Origin of the sequence: Stieleria sedimenti, from assembly GCF_025060895.1 — a bacterium.
Classification (GTDB): domain Bacteria; phylum Planctomycetota; class Planctomycetia; order Pirellulales; family Pirellulaceae; genus Stieleria; species Stieleria sedimenti.
Map to the genome: position 1 here is coordinate 1 of NZ_JANZKV010000185.1, position 19,567 is coordinate 19,567.

The window sequence follows — 19,567 nt, forward strand, 5'->3', positions numbered from 1 at the left end:
GCGAACAGTCTCCACAAACATAGACTCCACGGCACGAAGCCAATTTACTCCGGATGATCGGTGGCGACACCATCAAAAAAACTGGTGCAAAGACGCGGCGTGGCTGCACACATCCATCAATCAAGTCCCAGATTTGGCAAGAACTGCAGCGAACGAGCTCAGCCAACTTGCGTTCGGTCGATGCTCACCGCTGCTAGTTGGTAACGAAACTGCCGAGGCTGCTAACGTCCAGTATCGCACCGTTGGCGTTAAGACTGTCTGGATAAGTGAGGGCGGTTAGCGGGCATTGGGACAGCTACGCGTCGAAATTGTTGATGGAGAAGATGAAGTTGTCCTCTGTCAATTCGTCACTCTTGGGTCCGGCGCGAGTGCAAATGATTCGGCGTCTTGGTCACCGGATGATGTGATCCAATCCTTGAGGTAACGGCGATATTTATTGAGCGTATTGGCATGTTCGGGTGCGGTAGCCAGGTTCTTCATTTCACCGGGATCATCGCTCATGTTGACGAGAGATTCTCGGAGGTCGCCTTCACGGTACACACAGTACTTGAAATCTACGCTGCGAAGCATTCGGCCCGTGTGGTTCTCCGTTACGATGTAGTCGCGCCAATGATCGATGTCCTTTGACTCAGCGAGCGGTCGAAGGCTCTTCCCCAACAGACCTTTAGGCACGTCCACTCCGACGTAGTCGCACACCGTGGGAAGAAGATCGAGCCCGCTGGAGATCAAATTCGCGTCGACTTGGTTGACGATCTTGCCTTTGTATTGCATCAAGAACGGAACACGAACGGACTGTTCATAAAACCGGCCCTTCGAAGCCAGACGATGGCACGCGTCCATGTCTCCGTGATCACTCGTGAAAATGACCAAAGTCTCTTTATCCAACCCATTTCGCTTGAGCGCGTCGAGTATACGCCCAATGTGCCGATCGACCTGCTCGGTGAGCCGGCAATAGATCCAACGATAGATTTGCCACTGGCGTTCGTCGTAGACCTTGCGCATCGTTCCCGCGGGTGTCACGGCGTTCGCCTTGGAGTAGAGTTCGATCGCATCCGGCTCAAGCTCAGGAATTCGAAAGTTGTCCGGTAAGGGCGGAAGTTGCTCAGTTGGCATTTCGGATGCCTGTCGAAAGAGATGCGCGACACTCTGCTTGCCCTTGATCGACTTTCCTTTGTACGCGCTATACGCGAAACAAATGTCGTGGGGATTGATGAACGAAGCGACGGCAAAGAACGGTCGGTCCCGCTTCCGCTCGATAAAATCAATGCACGCTCCCGGCAATGCGTCGCGTTGATCCTTGAAATACTCGTCGTAGCCGGCATCCGGTGGGTTCAGTTCGGGACACATGTGCACCTTGCCACCGTAGAACGTATCGTATCCAGCTCGCTTGACGAGTTTTCCGAGTGAATTGTTGTCGACCTCGGCTGGAACGCTGGCTTTGACTCCGTTGTTCAGCACGCCGAGTCGACCGGCCATGACACCAGTCGCCATGCTGATCCGACTGGGCACGCAGACGGGGTTGGTCACATAAGCGTTGGTAAACCGGATACCGTCTCGAGCCAAGCTGTCCATCGCTGGCGTGTTGAGGAACTTGTTGCCGGCGCAGCTCATCATCTCCGCATGCTGCTGATCGGTAATGATCAACAAGATGTTAGGCCGTCGTTCCTCCGCCGACGAACTCGTCGACAAAACAAGGCAAACGACCGCTAGGCATCCAAATCTTGCGAAACAGAACAGAGTCAAACGTAGAGCGTTCAAGTGGGACTCCGGGTATGGTCGTTCGTTTAAAAGCGATCGCGTCATAATATCCGAAAGCGGCCTGAGTGACATCGATCGTCAGCTAGGGTACGAGGATCACTGCCGGATTAGCATTTTCGGAGCGTCGGTCGGCACACCTCCGCGGCTTGCGCGGAGGTGGCAAACGCACTGATGGGCAGGTTGTCACTGGTCAGGCTTGATCAAATTTCCTACGGCAGAGAGCAAACTCTCCCTCGATTCCAAGCACATTTCCCTCAATTTAGTCCGAGATTTCGCAATGACTGCAGCGAAGCGATTTCGAAAACTCGCGTCGGTCGATGCAACCTACGGCACTAAAGAATCCGTGGGCCCAGCCAGCCAAGGTTCGAATCGATGCCCTTAATCGCACCTTGTTAATCTCTGCAGACCGTGCAGCAAACCGCTTGTTGTTGCGGCGATTCATACGCTATGGCCTATTCGAACAGATCGTGGCTATCACTGGTTTCCTACGCGACTATGAGCTTGCCAACAAGGGGTCAGACATCAGATAGGTTTATGGTGACGACGTGTTCTCGCTGGGTGCTTATGGAGTCATCAGATCAGGGCTGACGAACACTAAAGTTTGCGTGACAGCCAATGAATGACATTCAATAGGAACTGTTGGTTGTGCTCGGCGCCAGGTGCGTCCATGCCGGACGGTTGCCCGTCCGGTGCGGTTTGCATCGTGAACATGGCTGCCTCTCCGAATACCGCCACCCGTCCCTGCCCTACTTCACCAACGGCGCCTTGCCACCAGCCCGCGACATCGATTCCACTGATACCCGATGTTGCAGCACGTCGATCATCGAATCGCTGAGAGTGATTATCCAAAATCATCAGCGGCTCAAACGCCTCGTTTGGGCGCAGGGCCTGACCAGCAAACGTGACCACACGATCGACCTTTTCATCGTTTGAGCGCCCCTGGGTGATGACGTGCCGTGCAAGTTGTCCATCGGTTTGCTCGAACACAATCGGTCCTTTTTCGTCGAGGTCCACGACAACACCACCGCTCATTTCAATCCCCAGCGCCGAGGAGAGTTTCATGGCGCCGGTACCGAACGGTTCATGATCCGCGATCAACATCAGGGATCCGCCGGACTGCACCCACGCCGTTACGGCTCCCACCTCGTCATCCGTAAAAGCAGAACCAGTCCCGGCCGGGTCCGATCCCGACGGTGAGCTGCCCGGCCGGGCGTTGGCGATCACCAGAATATCCATCTGCTTGAGTGAGTCTGTGGTTATAGGCGTGGTATGGCTCGCCACGTTGTACCCGTCGGCTTCCAAGGTTTTGGCGAACGGCCAGTACCGATCCCGGATCGTGTGGTAGTTCCAGTGGGCTGCATCCACGGCAACACGAGGACCGCGATTCTTTTGGTACATCGGCTCACGGATGTTAGCCGCTGGCTCCACTGCTCCGATCAGTTCAGCAAGCTCCAGACGAAACTTCTCGTGGGCGGTCTTGATCGTTCGTGGGGCCGAATTCAACTCTGCGGCGAGCCGTTGGTAGTAGGCGAGGGCTCTCTCTGTCTCCCCAGCTCGCGCGAGCAAAATCGCCAGGTACCACCAGCGTGACCACCAGCTGTTCCCGCGTTTGATCCAGGGCTCGGTTTCGCCATTCGATGCAACGCTTCGCTCAAATGCGTGAAGAGCTTCTTGGTATTTTTTCAGGTGATAGTACGAATGTCCAAGGTTTGCCCACTCAGTGTCAGTACGAACAGATTCTGGGACGCCATTTATGAGTTGAAGCTGTTTGTGCCGATAAAGACTCTCTTGTTCAGTCTTTCCACAACCTGAAAACAGTTTCGCAAGACGACGATATCCGGTAGCCAGTTGCATTCGTGTCTCCACTTCGTTCGGATGCTGCGCGACCAAGAACTCGCGTGTTGAAATTGCATGCTGTGCCGCGGCAATCGCCTTATCAAATTCCGCAGTCGAACTTGCTAGTTTTATTCGTTCATCCAACGACGCGGCTAACGCGACTCGGTATTTCCGCACGGACGGGTTCGATGACACAAGTCTGTCTAAGACCTCGACCGACTTTTCGATTGCATGGGCTGCTTGGTCGAACTGCCTCAATCTCAAAAACGATTGTGCAAGACCGTTATAAGCCGATCCAAGCGCGTACTGGAATTTCAGGGATTCAGGCATCTCGCCCGAAAGTTTTTCCATGATCGCAACTGCACGACGGTTCCAGTCCAAACTCAAACCAGCGTCCACGGGCTGCGGAGCACTGACGTATGATAATGCCAGGGACAATTGGATCCGTCGGGCTTCCGGATTCTCACGAACGAGTTGTTCGAAACAATCAATTGACTTCCGTTTGAACTCCACTGCCTCACCAAACTTTTGTCGAGCCAGCAATGCGGCGAGACTGTGGTACGCCACGGCTAGTGCGTTATGGGATTCCGTATCATGAGGCTGCTGGTCGGCTAGCTGCTCGAGAGTCGCGATAGCGTTTCGGTAGAGTGCGCTGGCCTGGTCGAACTCGCCAATTTGGCTGTAAGTCTGTCCAAGGCTCAACATACGAATTGCTAACCATCGGCGGTGCTCTGGATTAGACGGATCCTGCGAGATTAGCGTTTGAATTATCGCCAGCCCCGCCTGATCTGCCTCGAGAGAATCTTCGAACTCGCCCAACTCAGATTTGATCAAGCCAACGTACCAATACGCATTCAATAGCTTGAACTGAAAGCTCGGGTCTTCCGCGTTCTGTTGGATCAAGTCTTCGTAGAACTGCGAGGCGAGTTCAAGCAAATCATTTCGGATCGGCTGCATTCCGGGCACGTTCAGTAATTCATTTTCACTGACCTCCATCAGGAACGTCTCAACCGTCTCTGTTGCCTTCTCGGCGTTTGCATCGGCGCGTCGACGCTGACGATCGGCCTCCAACCGCTCTTTCCGTTCTTTTCGTTGGGACTCCTGAGCAACGTTTCGCTCTCGAGCGATCATCGCATTGCTTACCGAAAGGCCGACGATGGCCATGGCCATGGCCAGTGCTGTTGCTGCAACCAAACCCCTCCGTTTGGCTGTCCACTTGGCCGTGCGTTGGGCAATTGAGAGTGGTCGCGCCTTGATGGGTTCGTCGGCACCGAATGCTCGCAAGTCATCGGCCAACTCTTGTGCTGATTGATAACGTTCGTCGGGGTTCTTCGAGAGCGATTTGTGAACGATCGTATGCAGATCCCTGGGGACCGCGTGATTCAAATGGTGGAGTTGGCGGGGCTCGTCAAAAGCGATCTGCTTGAGCAGCGATTCGCGGTTTTGCCCATCAAACACGGGTCGCAGAGCCAACAGTTCGTACAATGTGGCTCCCAACGCGTAGATGTCGGCACGGTGGTCGACGATGACTCGTTTGGCCAACGCCTGCTCGGGCGCCATGTATCGCAGTGTGCCGACCAGATCACCGGTCATCGTCACACCCGCATCGCTTTCGATCCTGGCCAAACCGAAGTCGGTAATCCATATTTTCGACTCGATGTCGATCATCAGGTTGCCAGGCTTGATGTCGCGGTGGACGATTCCGTGCTGGTGAGCGTGCTCCAACGCCTCGGCAGCCTGAGCACCGAGACGGGCGGCGGATTCAAAGAACCTGCGATCAAAGCGACTCGCATAGGTTGAGACGGCCGCCTCGACATCGCGATACGTTTCTTCCGCCGATTTGGTCGCATCGCCACGGCCCTCTTTGGTCGACTGAACGCTGTCGATCGTCGCATCAAGGTGGCTGACGCGACACAGATCAACGCCCGCAGCGTCACGGCCAACGACATTGTCGAACGACAAAGGAGCGGTCGAACTTTTTGCGTCACCCATCGCTTGTTGGAAATGCCCGATCAATTCGGCCAGGGTGCGCCCGTTGACCAGCGACATCGCGTAGTAGTAGATGCCTCGTTCGTTTCCAACCGCGTGAACCGGAACGATATGGGGATGGTCGAGTGTGGCCGCCGCACGGGCTTCGTTCTTAAAACGCGTGATCGCTTTTTGATCCATCATCGCGGCGTAAGGCAATACCTTGAGCGCCACACTGCGGCCTAGCGACAACTGCTCGGCCTCATAGACCACGCCCATCCCGCCTCGGCCGATCTCGCGGACGATCCGAAAGTCGCCGACGCTCTGGTGGGTTTCCCCCTGGACCGTCCCTTTTTCCGACTCAGTGGCGACCGAGTGATCGATTAACTGGGCCGCTGCAAAAGTGTCGCGAATCAGCGGTGCGATCTCCGGGTAGCGATTGGCATACTCTTCGACTGTGGGCGTTTCACCGCGCGATAGTCGGGAAAAGAACTCCTCTGCCGCCTCTCCGAGCAAACGATCCGCTTCAGATCTTTCGTCGCCAAGGTGAATGTTCGCCGTGCCGGTTCTGTTACCGCCGGTGCTGCGGTCGTTACTCATTGGATATCCCTTGGTTGATCAGTTCCTGTCGCAGTCGTCGAAGCGCGCGACCATAGCGTTGACTCGCCGTCGCCGAATCGACATCCATCACGTTAGCCACTTCGGCGTTGGTCAATTCCTCGACATGCCGAAGCAGCAAGACCTCACGATCGGTCTCCTTCATTCGCCGAACGGCAATCCGGACCTGTTGCGCTGTCTCTCTGTCACTAGCGATTTCGCTTGGTGAGCGTGGGATCATTCCTCTGGCAAGCGCCATCGAACCTCTGGCAAGCGCCATCGAAGAACGATCCGAGAGAGTGACCTCGCGGCGAACCGATCGTTTTTCGGCATGCAGGTGACGGCGACGCAGGTCGACCAATCGTTCAAGCGCTTTCCGACGCAGCCAAATACGGAAAGAGGTTGGACGACGCTGGAGAAAATCGTCCAGCCGACGACTGGCGACGAGTTGTGTCTCCTGAACCACGTCGGACGGATCGACGCGAACCCGAATGGCGTCATCCATTCGCAAGTCGATCAATACACGCAGGTAACGCCGGTGCGCGGCGAACAGTTTATCTCTCGCCTCGCCATCACCGAGATTCGCCCGTTCCAGCAACCGCTCGATTTGCGAGGAATTCAGATCAGTCGTCATGAAAACACCTCCCAGTGTCTACCGACCCCGCGTAAAGATCAGCAACTTGACAGGGCAACAAAAAAAATCGGAAAACATTTGTGGAGAAAAAGACCCTCAATGAGCAAAAAGGCCGTCAAGTTTCATCGCTCGCGACGGGGTCAGATTGCAGGGGGCATTTCGATAACACAAACCAGTTCCAAATCCAGAAGCGTTTTGCAGGAGTCCTTTTGTGAGCCATTGTCATCAACCCCGAATTCTAGCAAGAATCGCCATCGTCGCATTCACAAGTTGCCTCCTATTGGCTTTCAGCATCGATGCCGCACCGCCTTCGGATAAAGGAAAACCTCCGAAAGACGACCCGCCGGCAACGGAATTGCCAGCGATTCGGTATTCGATCCATATCGTGCCGATACCGACTTCGGGCAGCATTCGATTCGGGGGAACTGGGCGCATCAGCAACACCGGGATGGCGGTGGGAGCCTACCGGGATGCCTCGAATGCCTACAGCCCTTATCTATACGATGTGGCAAGTGAGGCCTTGATTGACTTTCGAGCCGAGCCATCCCTCAACGATCAACTTCAACTTCTAGCCCCCGGATATCGCTTTCATCGCGCATACTCGATCAGCGACATTGGCATCGTCGTCGGTTCGATTTACAGTGATCAGGACGACGTGCAGCGCGGCTTCGCCGTCGACACCACCCTCAGCACCGGCGTGAACGACTGGGAGGTAAGATTATTGCCCGACGTTGGAAACTATCGCTCATTCGGTTTGGACATCAACAACCGTGGCGATATTCTTGGGTTCTTCTATGTACCGCCGGACTACCAGGGTCAAGATCTTTTTGTCTGCAATCCGTTCAGCGATCCACCATACGGTCCTGTCTTGCTCGGAGACGGTTCGGCTTCGCCTTACGAAGGTGGTAACATCACCGACGCCGGGCTGATGACGCGATTCTATACCGACGGCCCAATTGAGGTTTACGACGTTAACGGCGTGAACCCCGCTCTGATTCGAACCATTGACACGGGGCGAATCGGTGGCAACGTCTCTCTCAATAACTCCGGAGTCATTGCCGCATTCAAAAGGGATCAGGTCCTGGGGCAGAAAAAAAATGGGAAACGAGCCGATTTGGCCGTCCAAATCGATGCGGTGACCGGCAACACCGAGAATCTGGTTCAGTCGGGATCATTCACTCTTTTTGGCGAGGGGAGACACTTCCTGAACGACAATGGAGACTCAGCCTTTCAGATCGGTGGCAACAGCACATCGGGACGAATCGCTCTGTTACACCGGGGATTTTCACCCGACCATCAAATCAACCTATGGAACGTCGACGAATTGATCGCCGCCGACGATCCTTGGAGAGATGACTGGATCGAAGCGTGGGGGTCAGGCCTAGGAATCTCTGCGGTCACAGGCCGAAGCGACCAAGACAACGCGTCGGGATATCCTCTGCTTTACGGAACGTTTTCTACGTCTGAAGGCGTGAGGAAAGCCGCTGTCCTTGTACCCCATGATGTTCCCTAGAGAAGCTCGCCAGTTTCGATTCCGCAATCAAGCTGGGCATTCCAATCGAACCAAGGTCCGGGCGGCCGGTCAAGCTCCGCTCAAATCTGCGCCCAGCTAATTCGCTTCGTTGGCGATATCGGGCCGAGGGCCCAGCCATTTGTTTTCTTAACCCAGCCCGAAGAGGCTGTGAATTTATAAAAGCACGATGGGCAAGCAGGTGGGTCATCGACCGCAATCGCGTGAAAACACGGACCCACTCGCTTGCGCATCGTGCTTGTATGGTTGGATACGCAAGAATTTTCATGCCGTTGGGCTGGGAAATCGATCGGGGCGTTACCAACGAGAAGATTTTGGAAGCGCCAATTCCGTCAGTGAGTGTCCAGTGCCATAACCGATTTCAAGAACATCTTCACCTTCCTGTACCGCGAGAATTTCCAGCCCTCGTTCTCTCGCCTTGTGTTCCCCAGCATCGGCGATCAAATTGTAGACATGGCTGATCCGATCATAAAACGATCGTGTCGATGCGTGTTCTTGTAGGCTCATGGAAAAAACTCCTTTCTCGCGTTCTGACCATGCAGTCTTCTCGCAAACCAGCCGTGCATCCTATCCAGTCTCATCCATTGAAAAACGGGATCATTGGACGAAAACTGCGTACGGAGGGTGACGCCGAGCACAGGTCCGAAACGACACTTCCTGAAACGTCATTACCAACCTTGACGCCGCTCACGAGGCGCTTTTAGTTCTGTTACGAACCGGCACGGGCTAAAGGCGTGTCGCTTGCCCTAAACCGGTACCGCGCGGTCACTCTCAACTGCGTTCGGTTGGACCAACCTCCCGCTCGAAAGGAATCTGGTTCAGCGCGGAGGTCTGAGACACCGACGCGCGCAGGAAAAGTCCGTTCGGCGCGGCGGTTGGTCCAACCGAAGCGCTGAAAGCGGGCGTTTCAATCTGCGTCCGGCATTGGACAGAGTGCGAATTAGCTATCTCCACTCCGTGGCCGGCCCACCTCTATACTGGCTCCCTTCTCCCCCACGACGAGAGCGAGTGGTGCTCGCTCTCGTCGTGGGGGAGAAGGGAGCCAGAATGAAGGAGTGCGATCACATCGAGCAGGGGACACGCGATTTCTTCGCGGCACACTTCGCTAAAACCCGGATTGAATTTTGGGTAAGTGTGCAGTCAAGTCGCGAACGTGCACCGTCGTCAAGACCGAAGCGAATTGGCAATGTACCTGATGCGTCGTTGTCGAGCACCGACGAGAGTTGCTAGATGGATTGTTCCACCCCGGGGTAATATTCGCCGTGGGTTGTGATCAGCACCTGGTGTTGGTGTTGTCGTTTCCCGGACATTTTGCTTTTCCTGTCCAATACAATGTTACAAACAGACGGTCGAAGCCCCCTTGGTCGACGGCCTGACAAACCTCTCCGAGTGCCGGTTTCGTGGTAGAGGCCCCCTTTCATCTCTCCGCTTATCACCCAATACATGACACCACTGCGAAGAATTTCCATGCAAGTTTTTGTTTCCACTCGGGTTTTCATCCTGTTCTTACTCAGCTCGATCTTCGGATGCTCGCCGGTTGCTGGTGCAGATCGCAACACAGAGCGAACACGGGCATACCGAGCTTTCGCTCTCAATCATGACGGTGACACCGAAGCTGGCGAGCAAGTGTTTCAGAAGAATCGCAAAGCGGTGTGCGCGGAGTGCCATCGAATCACGGGCATGGAAAAAAGCGGTCCCAACCTCGACGGGATCGGTGAAAAGTACGCTCGGCAAGAGATGATCGAGCATCTTCTGAATCCAAACCTGTCGATAAAGCGAGGCTATGAACAGGTCAACGTGTTGATGCTGGACGGGCGAGTTTTTGTTGGCCGAGTCGAGAAGTCAAACCAGCTGGTCTTGCGAATTCGAGATCTCAAAGGAGAACGTTTAAATTTGAGTCGAGGCGAGATTGAAAACGTGCGGTTTTCGGATGTTTCCTTGATGCCCGAAGGGCTGGAGACGATGATGACGAAGACCGATTTCGCGGATCTCGTTGCCTACTTATGCTCGCTCAAGTTCGGCATCAAGCACGGTCTCGGCCCCGGCGGCAAAACGGTTTCCATACCGAGGCTACAAGACCCGATCCGCTTTGTGCCCATTCACGATCCTGAAAAGGTTTCTTTCGACAATCCAGTCTTTGTGATTCCATTTCCGGAAAGCAAAAATCAGCTTTTGGTCGTTGAGCATCAACAGGCCAAGATTTGGCGTTACATTCGCGATGAAGATAACCCGAAGAAAGAACTCTTTCTCAATCTCAAAGGGCAAGTTCATATCGCCGGAGATCAAGGGCTCACAAGCTTGGCTCTCCATCCTCAGTTCATGCAGAACGGAAGATACTTTGTCGAGCACGAAGTTCGCGAAAACGATGTCGTTAAAACAACAATCGTTCAGCGGAAGGCAAACCTAGAACGGCTCGCAGACAGCGGGCAAGAATCTGTTCGGTTGCTCGAGGTAGAGCAACCGGCGGGAAATCACAACGGTGGATGCATCGCGTTTGGTCCAGATGGCATGCTCTATGCCGGCTTTGGAGATGGAGGCCCTCAGAAGGATCCGAATGGTTACTCCCAGAGCCGACGCGAACTCTTGGGTTCGTTCGTCCGCATCGATGTGGACTCGACAAACGGAGACAAGCCATACGACATTCCTCCGGATAACCCTTTTCTTGTAGCACACCGGAAAGACAAGACGATTCGGCCCGAAATCTGGGCTATCGGTTTCCGCGAACCTTGGAGATTCAGTTTCGATCGTCTGACGGGAGACCTTTGGGTTGGTGATGTAGGCCAGGCGAAATACGAAGAAGTGTTACTGGTCAACGGTGGTGAGAACCATGGATGGAATGTACGCGAGGGCTATTCCGCTTTTTCCGACGAATTCAAGCGTGAGGGAGAGACGTTCACCGATCCCTTGTTTGCTTACGAGCATGGGCTCGGGTTCTCAGTGACTGGGGGTCACGTCTATCGCGGCGATCCGTCCTCGTCCTTCTATGGCGTCTACATCTTTGGCGACTACAACACGCGTCGAATCTGGGGACTCAAGCAGAAGAATGGTAAGTTACTCGATGTCAAGGAGTTGGCTACCGCTCCGACCGATATCGCCTCGTTCGGGGTGGACGGAAATGGCGAAATCCTACTCGTTTCCTACGGCGGCGAAATCTTTCACCTCGATCTTTCGCAAACCACGTACGATTGAGCCTCCAATCATCCCCGAACGACGCATGTCCTGAAGAACAGATCATGAAAATAGAACGACGAAAACTGTTAGTCACCGGTTTTGCCGGCGGAGCCACCGCAGCCACACGGCCGCTGTCTGCCTTTGGCCAATCCGACGAAGATTCGCCAAACTATGCCAAGCTGGATGCGGTTCTTCGTGAGCCGACATTCAAGATGGATTTGTTTTCGGAGCCGGTCGTCATTGAATCCGTTGAGTTGTTGCGTTTCGGGAAATCCTTCTTGTGTCGTGTACGATCCACTGATGGTGCCGAAGGGATCTCGGTTGCTCACAATACGATGAGTATCCTCTATCCCATCTTCGTGAATCGTCTGCAGGGAGTCTTTGTCAGCCAGGACGCGCGGCGGCTGGACGAACTCCTTGATAAAGCCCTCGTTTACGCGTTGAATTTTCGATTAGGCGGTCTCGGAATCGGTATACCTTTGGCCACAATCGAGTTTGCCATTCTGGACATGATGGGACGCATTGCGGGCAAACCCGTCGGGCAACTGATCGGCGAGATTCACAACACGCATATCCCCGTTTACCAGGCGACGGAGTGGCGGGAAAAACCCGTGGAGGAATCGGTGGCGCTCATCAAGGCGGCAGTGGAAAAAAGTCAGGCCCAGGCCGTCAAGATCAAGGTGGGTGCGTTGATGTTCATGACGAAGGACTTGGATGCGAGGGGCCCGGAGGGTAGAACGGAAGCCATTATCCCGAGGATTCGAGAGACCTTCGGTGACGAGATGGCACTCTATGCGGATGCCAACGGCTACTACAAGGATGTAAACGAAGCGATCCGAGTGGGCAAATTGCTGGAGGAATACAAATTCAGCTATTTCGAGGAACCGGTCTTCTTCGATTGGCTCGACGGCACCAAAGCGGTGGCAGACGAACTGTCAATTCCTGTTGCCGGAGGCGAACAACAGCACAGCATCCATGCCTTTCGCTGGCTGTTGGCCAATGACGGGCTCGATATCGTTCAACCCGATCACTATTACTTCGGTGGGTTAATCCGGTCGCTCAAGGTTGCGAGAATGGCAGACGCGATGGGGAAGAAATGCATCCCACACTTATCAGGTGGGTTCGGTTTCATTTACATGCTGCACTTGGTTTCCGCGATGCCCAACGCAGGACCACATATCGAATTCAAAGGCTACACGGATTTGCCAATCGAATGCAAAACGTCTTCCCTGAGATTGAAGAATGGACAGATCAAAGTACCGACCGGCCCAGGCATTGGTGTGGATATCGATCCGGATTACATCAAGAAACACCGCGTTGTCAAAGACGTCTAATAGGGAAGCGAGACCGCTGCACTTAGCCACGATCGCGGGCGCGTGGCGGTTTGACACACCTCCAGCACGAACACCGCCGAATTGTGGGTTTGCATTGCTTGGCTTGCTGATTACCTGGGGGGACTTCTACCATGCATTTCGATCGTGTGCGCGAGAGTCGGGTTTGCGCTAACGAACTGGTTCGACAATCGGAAGTCGTGCGATCGCTAGGTTCGCCAAGACGGCAGGTAGATCAAGTAGCCACGCCTCCAGACCACCCTACGTGCGGGTCCGCACTGGGCGGTTCGTCGCAACGATCCAGAGCGACGAAGTTCACTGCCTCCCGACAAACGCCCGACGACAAATCAAGCCGGGTCAAAGCGCTGCGATAATCCTCCGCCACGCGGCAACCGAACGCTCTAAATTCGTTCGTTTGTCGCCGTGGATTCCAAAACACTGAAGGGCTACCGGACCTTCGTAGCCGAGCTTTTTGAGATGCCGGAACAAACGACCCTGGGGGAAGTCGCCTTGATCGAGACGTTGAATCAATTCACCCCAGTCCTGACCGCCCAGGTTTGCGCCCGACGTGCTGATCGCAAAAAGGCGAGAACCGGCATTTTCGAGCACAGTCTCCAAATCTTCGGCCTCTTCGCCCTTCAAGAAATGACAAAGGTTGAACATGACACCCAAATTCGGATGGTTCACCCGTTTGATGAGTTCCATTGCCTGAGGCATCTTGGCGATTGCGAAGCCATGGTGGGGATAAAGAGCAACACGGATATTCAGGTCAGCCGCCATCTCGACCGTTCGTCGCACGGCCTGGACAGTTTTGGACGTCATCTTCTGAACGGTTAATTCGATGAGCGCCTCGCGATTCGCTAGAGGCTTGACGACTTCCGCGGCAATGGGCGTGTCGTTTACATTGAGATAGATACTCAAGACCCGTAGCCCGACCTTGTCATAGGCGGCAATGCGTCCCGCGAGTTGGATACCTCCCGAGTGAACCTGACTAATGCCATCGTACCCGAGTTGCTTGAGTGTCTCGGCCTCACTCTGGTAACTCCCGAATTTCACTCCATTTTCGAAGGCGTAAAATGAAGGTTGGAACGACTCGGATTCATCCGTCTCGGCGAAGACGAAGCTGGCGGCGAAGAACAAGCAGCTCAACTGGATTGCGTATCTCAACATTTCCAATTCTTCGATTAGGCGCAGGGCGTTTGGCAATGTGACCTTCGTACAAGATACCCGCCGTTTTCGTAAAATCTCAGACCTGATTCCGGCAGAACTGCGCCGAAACGGCGAATCAGCAGCGGCGTGATGCTGTGGGAGGAAGGCAAGCTGAAGCTGGATGATCCGGTCTCGAAATACATTCCTGAATTCAAGAATCCCGAGGTCTTGGTGACGGTTGATCCCCTGAAAACACGAGCCACCAAGCGAGAGATCACAATTCGGCATCTATTACCATTCGGTCGAAGTGACAATTTCACCTGATCAGGGTTTGCGACTCCGTCTGCGAAGAGCCATCACACCGGAAACGACGCATAATGCGAGGGGCGTCCCGGGTTCCGGAATCGCTGTGGAGAAAGCCGTGATCTGAATGTTGTCGATCGCCATCTCGTCGAATCCATTCAACGCATCAAAACGACCGCCTCCGGACCATTCGACGAGCATCGAATCACCATCAGCAAGCGGTTGGAGTACACCGCCAAAGAGACCGTTTTCGGGTAACAGCAGATCGTATTGGAGAGTCGTCTGGACCCATTCTGGCGTTCCGTCCGCCGCTGACGGTGTGTCGAGAAAGACGGGATCGATGAATGCGGAACCATTGCTGAATTCGAGGTCGAAGTAATTGCTGTTATTGCTGTCGTTGTAGACCCAAACGTCGTAGCGTACGGTCAGGGCATCGACGACCTGTCCCGTCTGATTTCGTATTCGCAGAGATGGAATGCCAAAGGAAAAGCCGGCGTCACCCAGCTGTATTCCCAGTGCTCGGTTTCCGCCGCCAGTTTCAAAACTGTAGTAACCAGAATCGCTGACACCTCCGCTGCTCATCCCACGCCCAAAGACACCGACACCGACCGTGTCGCCGAAACTCGTTTGCAGACTGCCGTTATCGTCACCAATCACGAGTTCCCAGTCGTTCGAATCCAATGCTCCCCCACCACCTCCAGACGCCAACCCTGCGCCGGTGTAGTCCTGGAAGTCGATCGTCAGAGTTTCACCCAGCAGCGTGAACGTCAACTCGGCTTGGACCGGACGGCCGCTCATTAAAAGAAAAAATGCAGCAAACAAGACAAGGATGATGCGACGAAAGGGTGTCGGACCGCTCATGGTTGTTTCTTTCAAAGATGGACGTTCGCCCCAATTTCTGTGTGTACAGTAAACGATCCTACCTCGCTAGCGGTGGAGAAACAGGAAAATCACTGCAAAAACACTATGCGAGTTTTTTCCAGAAATCTGAGGCATGGCGCGGAGGGAGTTCAAGAACTCGACTAGCTGTTCGTTGATCGACCGGGGCTTGCCGTCGACAACAGATCCGAACAACATCGAGGAGCCGTCTACTGCCTCGGCCAGATCGAACCGCTGACGCCCGCAGGCGAAATCGACCATTCGGAACCGATCTTCCTGCGGGCAAATGACGGGTTTTTGTCGCTGTCTGATCCCGTTTATCCGCATGACGGTCGGGAGATGGTCAATTGTGGTCCCGGCAATCCGGTCGTTCTCTCAGATGGTTCGGTGTTGGTCGCCTATGACGACCGAGCAGAGACATGGTCGAATCCCGTCGTCTTGAGCGAACAGCGGCTCTCGGAAACTGAGACGCCCGAGTTCTCCGCATTTGTTCCCTGTATCGCCGTCAACAACACCGGGCTTGTTGCCGTCAGTTGGTACGATCGTCGCAACCTGCCTCCAGTGACTTCGACAGGGCCGGACGCAAACGGCATCCTTCACACAACATGGGATGGATGGAACACTCGACTTCGCGTTTCGCTCGACGGTGGTTTGAGTTGGCAACCCAGTGTTCAAATCAACCAAGAGCAGGGAGTCGGCAACGTCCATGTTGGACACACCGCCGGGCTGACCGTCGATCACGAGCGCAGGAACGGACTTTACTCCAGCGGATTCCGCTTCCGGCAGACGATCTTTCTTCTCCCCCAAATGAACAACTTCGACTTCGTATCGGACGGGGTCGAGGGCGCCGGCGACCGTTTGTTCGGCGGCAACGCAGACGGGGCATCCTGCGTGATAAAAGTGGCTTGGGTCTTCATCGCTTGCTTCTCTCGGTTCAGGACGGATTGCGACTGCTGACAAAGGCTAATGCCACGCCCGTGTAAATGCTTCTGAAGATGCGTTCGTCGTCGGCTTCGCGTTCACTGCTAGGTTCCCTGGTCAACACCGGTGGACGCATCCAAATCCGGGAACTCTTCCGAAACATCCACGATCTCTATGTCTTCATCCGCCTGGAAGATTGCGATCATGTCGTCAATTAGCTTATCCACCCACGGTGACGTATCTACAAACTGCAGCTTCTTCCAACTCCATTTCCTTGGTCCAATCACTCCGTCCGTACAAGCGAAGTCCCGGGGAACATTTTCTTCAGCGCCGGAGTAAACGCACGCTCCGAAGGTGAACGGCGCCGCCGTCAGTTCAACCCACCATCCCCAGTCTTCGCAGCAGACGAATGGCGCATCGTACCCACGTTCCTCCAAATTTGACTGCAAGTATTGCGCAAGCGACTTCCCATACATGCCGTCGTTCACCAGTTCCTCCTTCTCTCCCGGAAGGATTGGAAACTTGGAGGATCTGATGTGGATAAACTTGCCCATTAATTCACCAGCTAATTTGAGTGTCACGGGTACGCACCGGCTACACGCCAGTATCTCGACCCTGAGTCGTTGGCTTCCGCTGTCAGCACATTGCCCGGCTCGCTGCCAAATATCGCACTCGACATGACGCAGAGAATCAAACCAGTTGCAAGTTTCAGAAAGGGCATCGAAGACTCCTCGGAAAAGTGAAGATTAATTGCACCGTCCAAATTCGAGCGATTGAGAATACTTGCGATTAGCTCTTTTCGGCGCGGCGACTGGACCGCTCACTGTCACGAGGAAAATCGGCTCAGCCGGGTCGAGGCTGGTGCACTTTAGCGGCCAACTCGCAGTTTTCCCAGATTCCGGTCCGAAATTTCGAGAAGAGTGCGCCGGAGCGATTTTGCTAGGACGCGGAAGTCGATGCAACCTCCGTGTGCTCGTGAGATGATCTGGGCAGGCTTTAGGAGAGGAGAATTTCCCGTTGGGAGTGAGTCCCGTTTGGAGACCCCTTCGCTTTTGAATCATGACGCTCTCGCAGCATTCCAATCGACTGTAATGGAACGGAAGACTCCGTCTTATTGAACCCACCCTGCAGCATCGCTCAGGAGGAGGCGACTGGCGACGCGACCGTAGACATGAAATCTCGCATACCACCGATACATGTGGGTTCCCCCGAACTTGGGCGTGAACCGGCCTACCGCCGTCCAGGCCGTCTATACTTGTTAAGTTCATTCGCTTTCTCGGAGATCATTCCAATGACAGTTCGACCAAAAGACTCAACTCGCCGCTCGTTTCTGAAATCAACCGGACTCGTGGCGTTGCCCACGATTGTCGCTTCAACGGCGCTGGGGAAGGATGGGCGCGCGCCGGCCAACGAACGAATCTCGATTGGGATGATCGGCACCGGGAAAATGTGCCACGGCTATCATTTGAATTCGCTGCTGGGTTATGACGACGTCCAAATCACGGCAATTTGCGAAGTCGACAAGAACCGAAGGCAGTCGGCGAAAAGAAAGATCGAACAAAAGTATGGGACCAAGAGCGGCCGCAAGGGCTGCGATGAGTACACGGACTTTCGCGACGTCATCGCTCGCGATGATATCGATGCGGTCTTGATCGCGACTCCCGATCATTGGCATGCCATTCCAATCATCGAAGCCTGCAAGGCAGGCAAGGACGTTTACTGTGAAAAACCGCTGACGTTAACGATCTTGGAAGCCCAGCGATGTATCGAGGCGGCACGAAAGCACGACTGCATTGTGCAGACCGGTAGCCAGCAGCGAAGCAGCGTGTTTGGCCCGTTCCGCAAAGCGTGTGAGTTCATCCGGAGCGGCAGGATCGGAAAGATCAAAGCGGTAACGGTCGGAGTGGGTAAGCCGAGTACGTGGTGCGACCTGCCGGCCGAGGATCCCGAACCGGGACTCGACTGGAACATGTGGCTCGGCCAGGCACCTGATCGACCCTACCATTCAGTCCTCAGCGCGCGCGGCGGTGTCTCGAAAAATTGGCCACAGTGGCGAGCCTATCGCGAATACTCCGGCGGCGGACACACGGACATGGGTGCGCATCACTATGACATTGCGCAGTGGGCGCTGGGCATGGACGAGTCCGGTCCCGTCCAGATCATTCCACCGGAAGATCCTTCGGCAGGAACCGGCGTACGATACATCTATGCCAATGGCGTCGAAATGACTCACGGCGGCCCGAGCGGTTGCACTTTCACAGGCACAGAGGGAACGTTGCGAATCGATCGCGGTCATTTGAGTGCGGATCCGGCTGATGCGATCAGGGAGAAACTTGCGGACGATGAAGTGCACTTGTATGAGTCAAACGATCATCATCGCAATTGGCTCGACTGCATTCGAGAACGAAAACGCCCCGTCGCCGACGTGGAGATCGGCGCGCGAAGCGTGACCGTTGTCCATCTGGGAAATCTGGCGTATTGGCACGGACGGACGTTGAAGTGGGATCCAAAGAATTGGAAATTCGCCGATGCTGAGGCGAACCAGTGGCTTGACGGACAGCGCCGCGATCCTTGGCAACTGCCCTCGGTGTAATTTGTCTCGAGGAACCACTGAAAAAGCCGCTGACCGCTATCCTGAAAGCTGACGACTGCGGTTGTGTCAGCGATTGCGTTGCTGTCGTAGGCGATGTCGCCCGTGTCCAAAGCCCGGTGTTGATAAGCCGATGCCCGCACAAGTAACGCTACGAGAGAGCGAGTTTTCTCGAAGGCTTCTGTGGTAAGTTGCAGAGCCCGATCTTGGTCGCTCCGTGTCAATGGCATGGCCAGGAAGAGTTTGTCCTCGGCATGTTGAGGTTGTTCCTGGATTAGCGGCAACGCCACTTCAAGCATGGCGAACGCGTCAGCCGTTTCATATCGACGAGGACGGTCTTTCTCCAGGGACTTTGACACGATCCAATCCAGGTCCCCGCGCACCATTCTTCCAAGGCCATGCGGGTCCACGCCTCGATTCCGCCCGGTGTCAGCAACCCGCTCGCCGAGCGTGCTGATGCGAGTGCTCGGCTTTGGCGGTTCTTTCTCACGAATCATTCGACACGCTTCATCAAATGCGGCCAACGCCAAGTCCTCTATTCCGAACGGGGTGCTGCCCGTGAGCAGCTCGTATAGCAACACGCCCAGACCATAAATGTCCGCCCGAGTATCCACGTCCGATGCGCTGAGTCCCGCCTGCTTGGGACTCATGTATGCCAGTGTGCCAATTGCTTGAAAAACTCCGGAATACAACGAGCGTTCCGTCAGCGGCTGGTGGAGTCCCTTTGCGACGCCAAAGTCAATTACTTTAGGAACCGATTCTCCGTCCTGCTCGGTGACAAGTACGTTGCTGGGCTTGATGTCGCGGTGAGCAGTTCGACGATCCACCTCAGCTGAGCTGGATTCTGGCTCTGCCACGGACAAGGAGATCCGCTTGCGATTCCCACCCGAACGAAGCGT

General features: G+C 54.8%; 14 protein-coding genes and 1 pseudogene. 6 read left to right on the forward strand and 9 right to left on the reverse strand.

The features are described from left to right. Window positions 1-339: 339 nt before the first annotated feature. The 3 genes from NZK35_RS23455 to NZK35_RS23465 all read right to left on the reverse strand — a co-directional run bounded on the left by NZK35_RS23455 (window position 340) and on the right by NZK35_RS23465 (window position 6,793). Window positions 340-1,647, reverse strand: coding sequence for a sulfatase family protein (locus NZK35_RS23455; protein ID WP_161501667.1), 1,308 nt, complete (start codon window positions 1,645-1,647; stop codon window positions 340-342). A gap of 705 nt (window positions 1,648-2,352) precedes the next feature. Further along, window positions 2,353-6,162, reverse strand: a complete 3,810-nt coding sequence (locus tag NZK35_RS23460; RefSeq protein WP_259634957.1) for a serine/threonine-protein kinase — start codon at window positions 6,160-6,162, stop codon at window positions 2,353-2,355. Beyond that, entirely contained in the window at window positions 6,155-6,793 is a 639-nt protein-coding gene (locus NZK35_RS23465; protein ID WP_259634958.1) for a sigma-70 family RNA polymerase sigma factor, read from the reverse strand. Before NZK35_RS23465 ends, NZK35_RS23460 begins: the two co-directional genes overlap by 8 nt. A 280-nt stretch (window positions 6,794-7,073) precedes the next feature. On the opposite strand from NZK35_RS23465, the gene NZK35_RS23470 reads away from it, so the two are divergent. Further along, complete coding sequence (locus NZK35_RS23470; RefSeq protein ID WP_259634959.1) at window positions 7,074-8,306, forward strand: hypothetical protein; 1,233 nt, start codon at window positions 7,074-7,076, stop codon at window positions 8,304-8,306. 315 nt (window positions 8,307-8,621) lie between these two features. On the opposite strand, the gene NZK35_RS23475 is transcribed toward NZK35_RS23470, so the two are convergent. Beyond that, entirely contained in the window at window positions 8,622-8,831 is a 210-nt protein-coding gene (locus NZK35_RS23475) for a hypothetical protein (RefSeq protein WP_259634960.1), read from the reverse strand. 960 nt (window positions 8,832-9,791) lie between these two features. Here NZK35_RS23475 and NZK35_RS23480 point away from each other — a divergent pair. Both NZK35_RS23480 and NZK35_RS23485 read left to right on the forward strand, forming a co-directional pair. Then, a complete protein-coding gene (locus NZK35_RS23480) occupies window positions 9,792-11,513 on the forward strand; it encodes a PQQ-dependent sugar dehydrogenase (protein ID WP_259634961.1) in 1,722 nt (573 codons plus the stop codon). A gap of 236 nt (window positions 11,514-11,749) precedes the next feature. Next, a complete protein-coding gene (locus NZK35_RS23485; protein ID WP_259634962.1) occupies window positions 11,750-12,829 on the forward strand; it encodes a mandelate racemase/muconate lactonizing enzyme family protein in 1,080 nt (359 codons plus the stop codon). 354 nt (window positions 12,830-13,183) lie between these two features. Here the strand turns inward: NZK35_RS23485 and NZK35_RS23490 are convergent, their stop codons facing one another. Beyond that, entirely contained in the window at window positions 13,184-13,996 is an 813-nt protein-coding gene (locus tag NZK35_RS23490; protein WP_407699819.1) for a sugar phosphate isomerase/epimerase family protein, read from the reverse strand. 129 nt (window positions 13,997-14,125) lie between these two features. On the opposite strand from NZK35_RS23490, the gene NZK35_RS34960 reads away from it, so the two are divergent. Then, the gene (locus NZK35_RS34960; protein ID WP_407699818.1) at window positions 14,126-14,299 is read left to right on the forward strand and encodes a serine hydrolase; all 174 of its coding nucleotides are present in this window, start codon (window positions 14,126-14,128) and stop codon (window positions 14,297-14,299) included. Here the strand turns inward: NZK35_RS34960 and NZK35_RS23495 are convergent, their stop codons facing one another. Together NZK35_RS23495 and NZK35_RS23500 are read right to left on the reverse strand one after the other, a co-directional pair. Further along, window positions 14,300-15,139, reverse strand: coding sequence for a PEP-CTERM sorting domain-containing protein (locus tag NZK35_RS23495; protein WP_259634964.1), 840 nt, complete (start codon window positions 15,137-15,139; stop codon window positions 14,300-14,302). Window positions 15,140-15,205: 66 nt separating this feature from the next. Continuing rightward, complete coding sequence (locus tag NZK35_RS23500; protein WP_259634965.1) at window positions 15,206-15,418, reverse strand: hypothetical protein; 213 nt, start codon at window positions 15,416-15,418, stop codon at window positions 15,206-15,208. 36 nt (window positions 15,419-15,454) lie between these two features. On the opposite strand from NZK35_RS23500, the gene NZK35_RS23505 reads away from it, so the two are divergent. Continuing rightward, window positions 15,455-16,114, forward strand: coding sequence for a hypothetical protein (locus NZK35_RS23505; RefSeq protein WP_259634966.1), 660 nt, complete (start codon window positions 15,455-15,457; stop codon window positions 16,112-16,114). 68 nt (window positions 16,115-16,182) lie between these two features. Here the strand turns inward: NZK35_RS23505 and NZK35_RS23510 are convergent, their stop codons facing one another. Then, window positions 16,183-16,659 (reverse strand): hypothetical protein, encoded by a 477-nt coding sequence (locus NZK35_RS23510; RefSeq protein WP_259634967.1) that lies wholly within the window; start codon window positions 16,657-16,659, stop codon window positions 16,183-16,185. Between the two features lie 710 nt (window positions 16,660-17,369). Between NZK35_RS23510 and NZK35_RS23515 the strand changes: the two genes are divergently transcribed. Continuing rightward, window positions 17,370-18,671: a Gfo/Idh/MocA family protein gene (locus tag NZK35_RS23515; RefSeq protein ID WP_259634968.1), complete on the forward strand. Its 1,302-nt coding sequence runs from the start codon at window positions 17,370-17,372 to the stop codon at window positions 18,669-18,671. 386 nt (window positions 18,672-19,057) lie between these two features. Here the strand turns inward: NZK35_RS23515 and NZK35_RS23520 are convergent. Further along, window positions 19,058-19,525: pseudogene (locus NZK35_RS23520) on the reverse strand (serine/threonine protein kinase); the annotation flags it as partial. Between the last annotated feature and the right edge of the window lie 42 nt (window positions 19,526-19,567).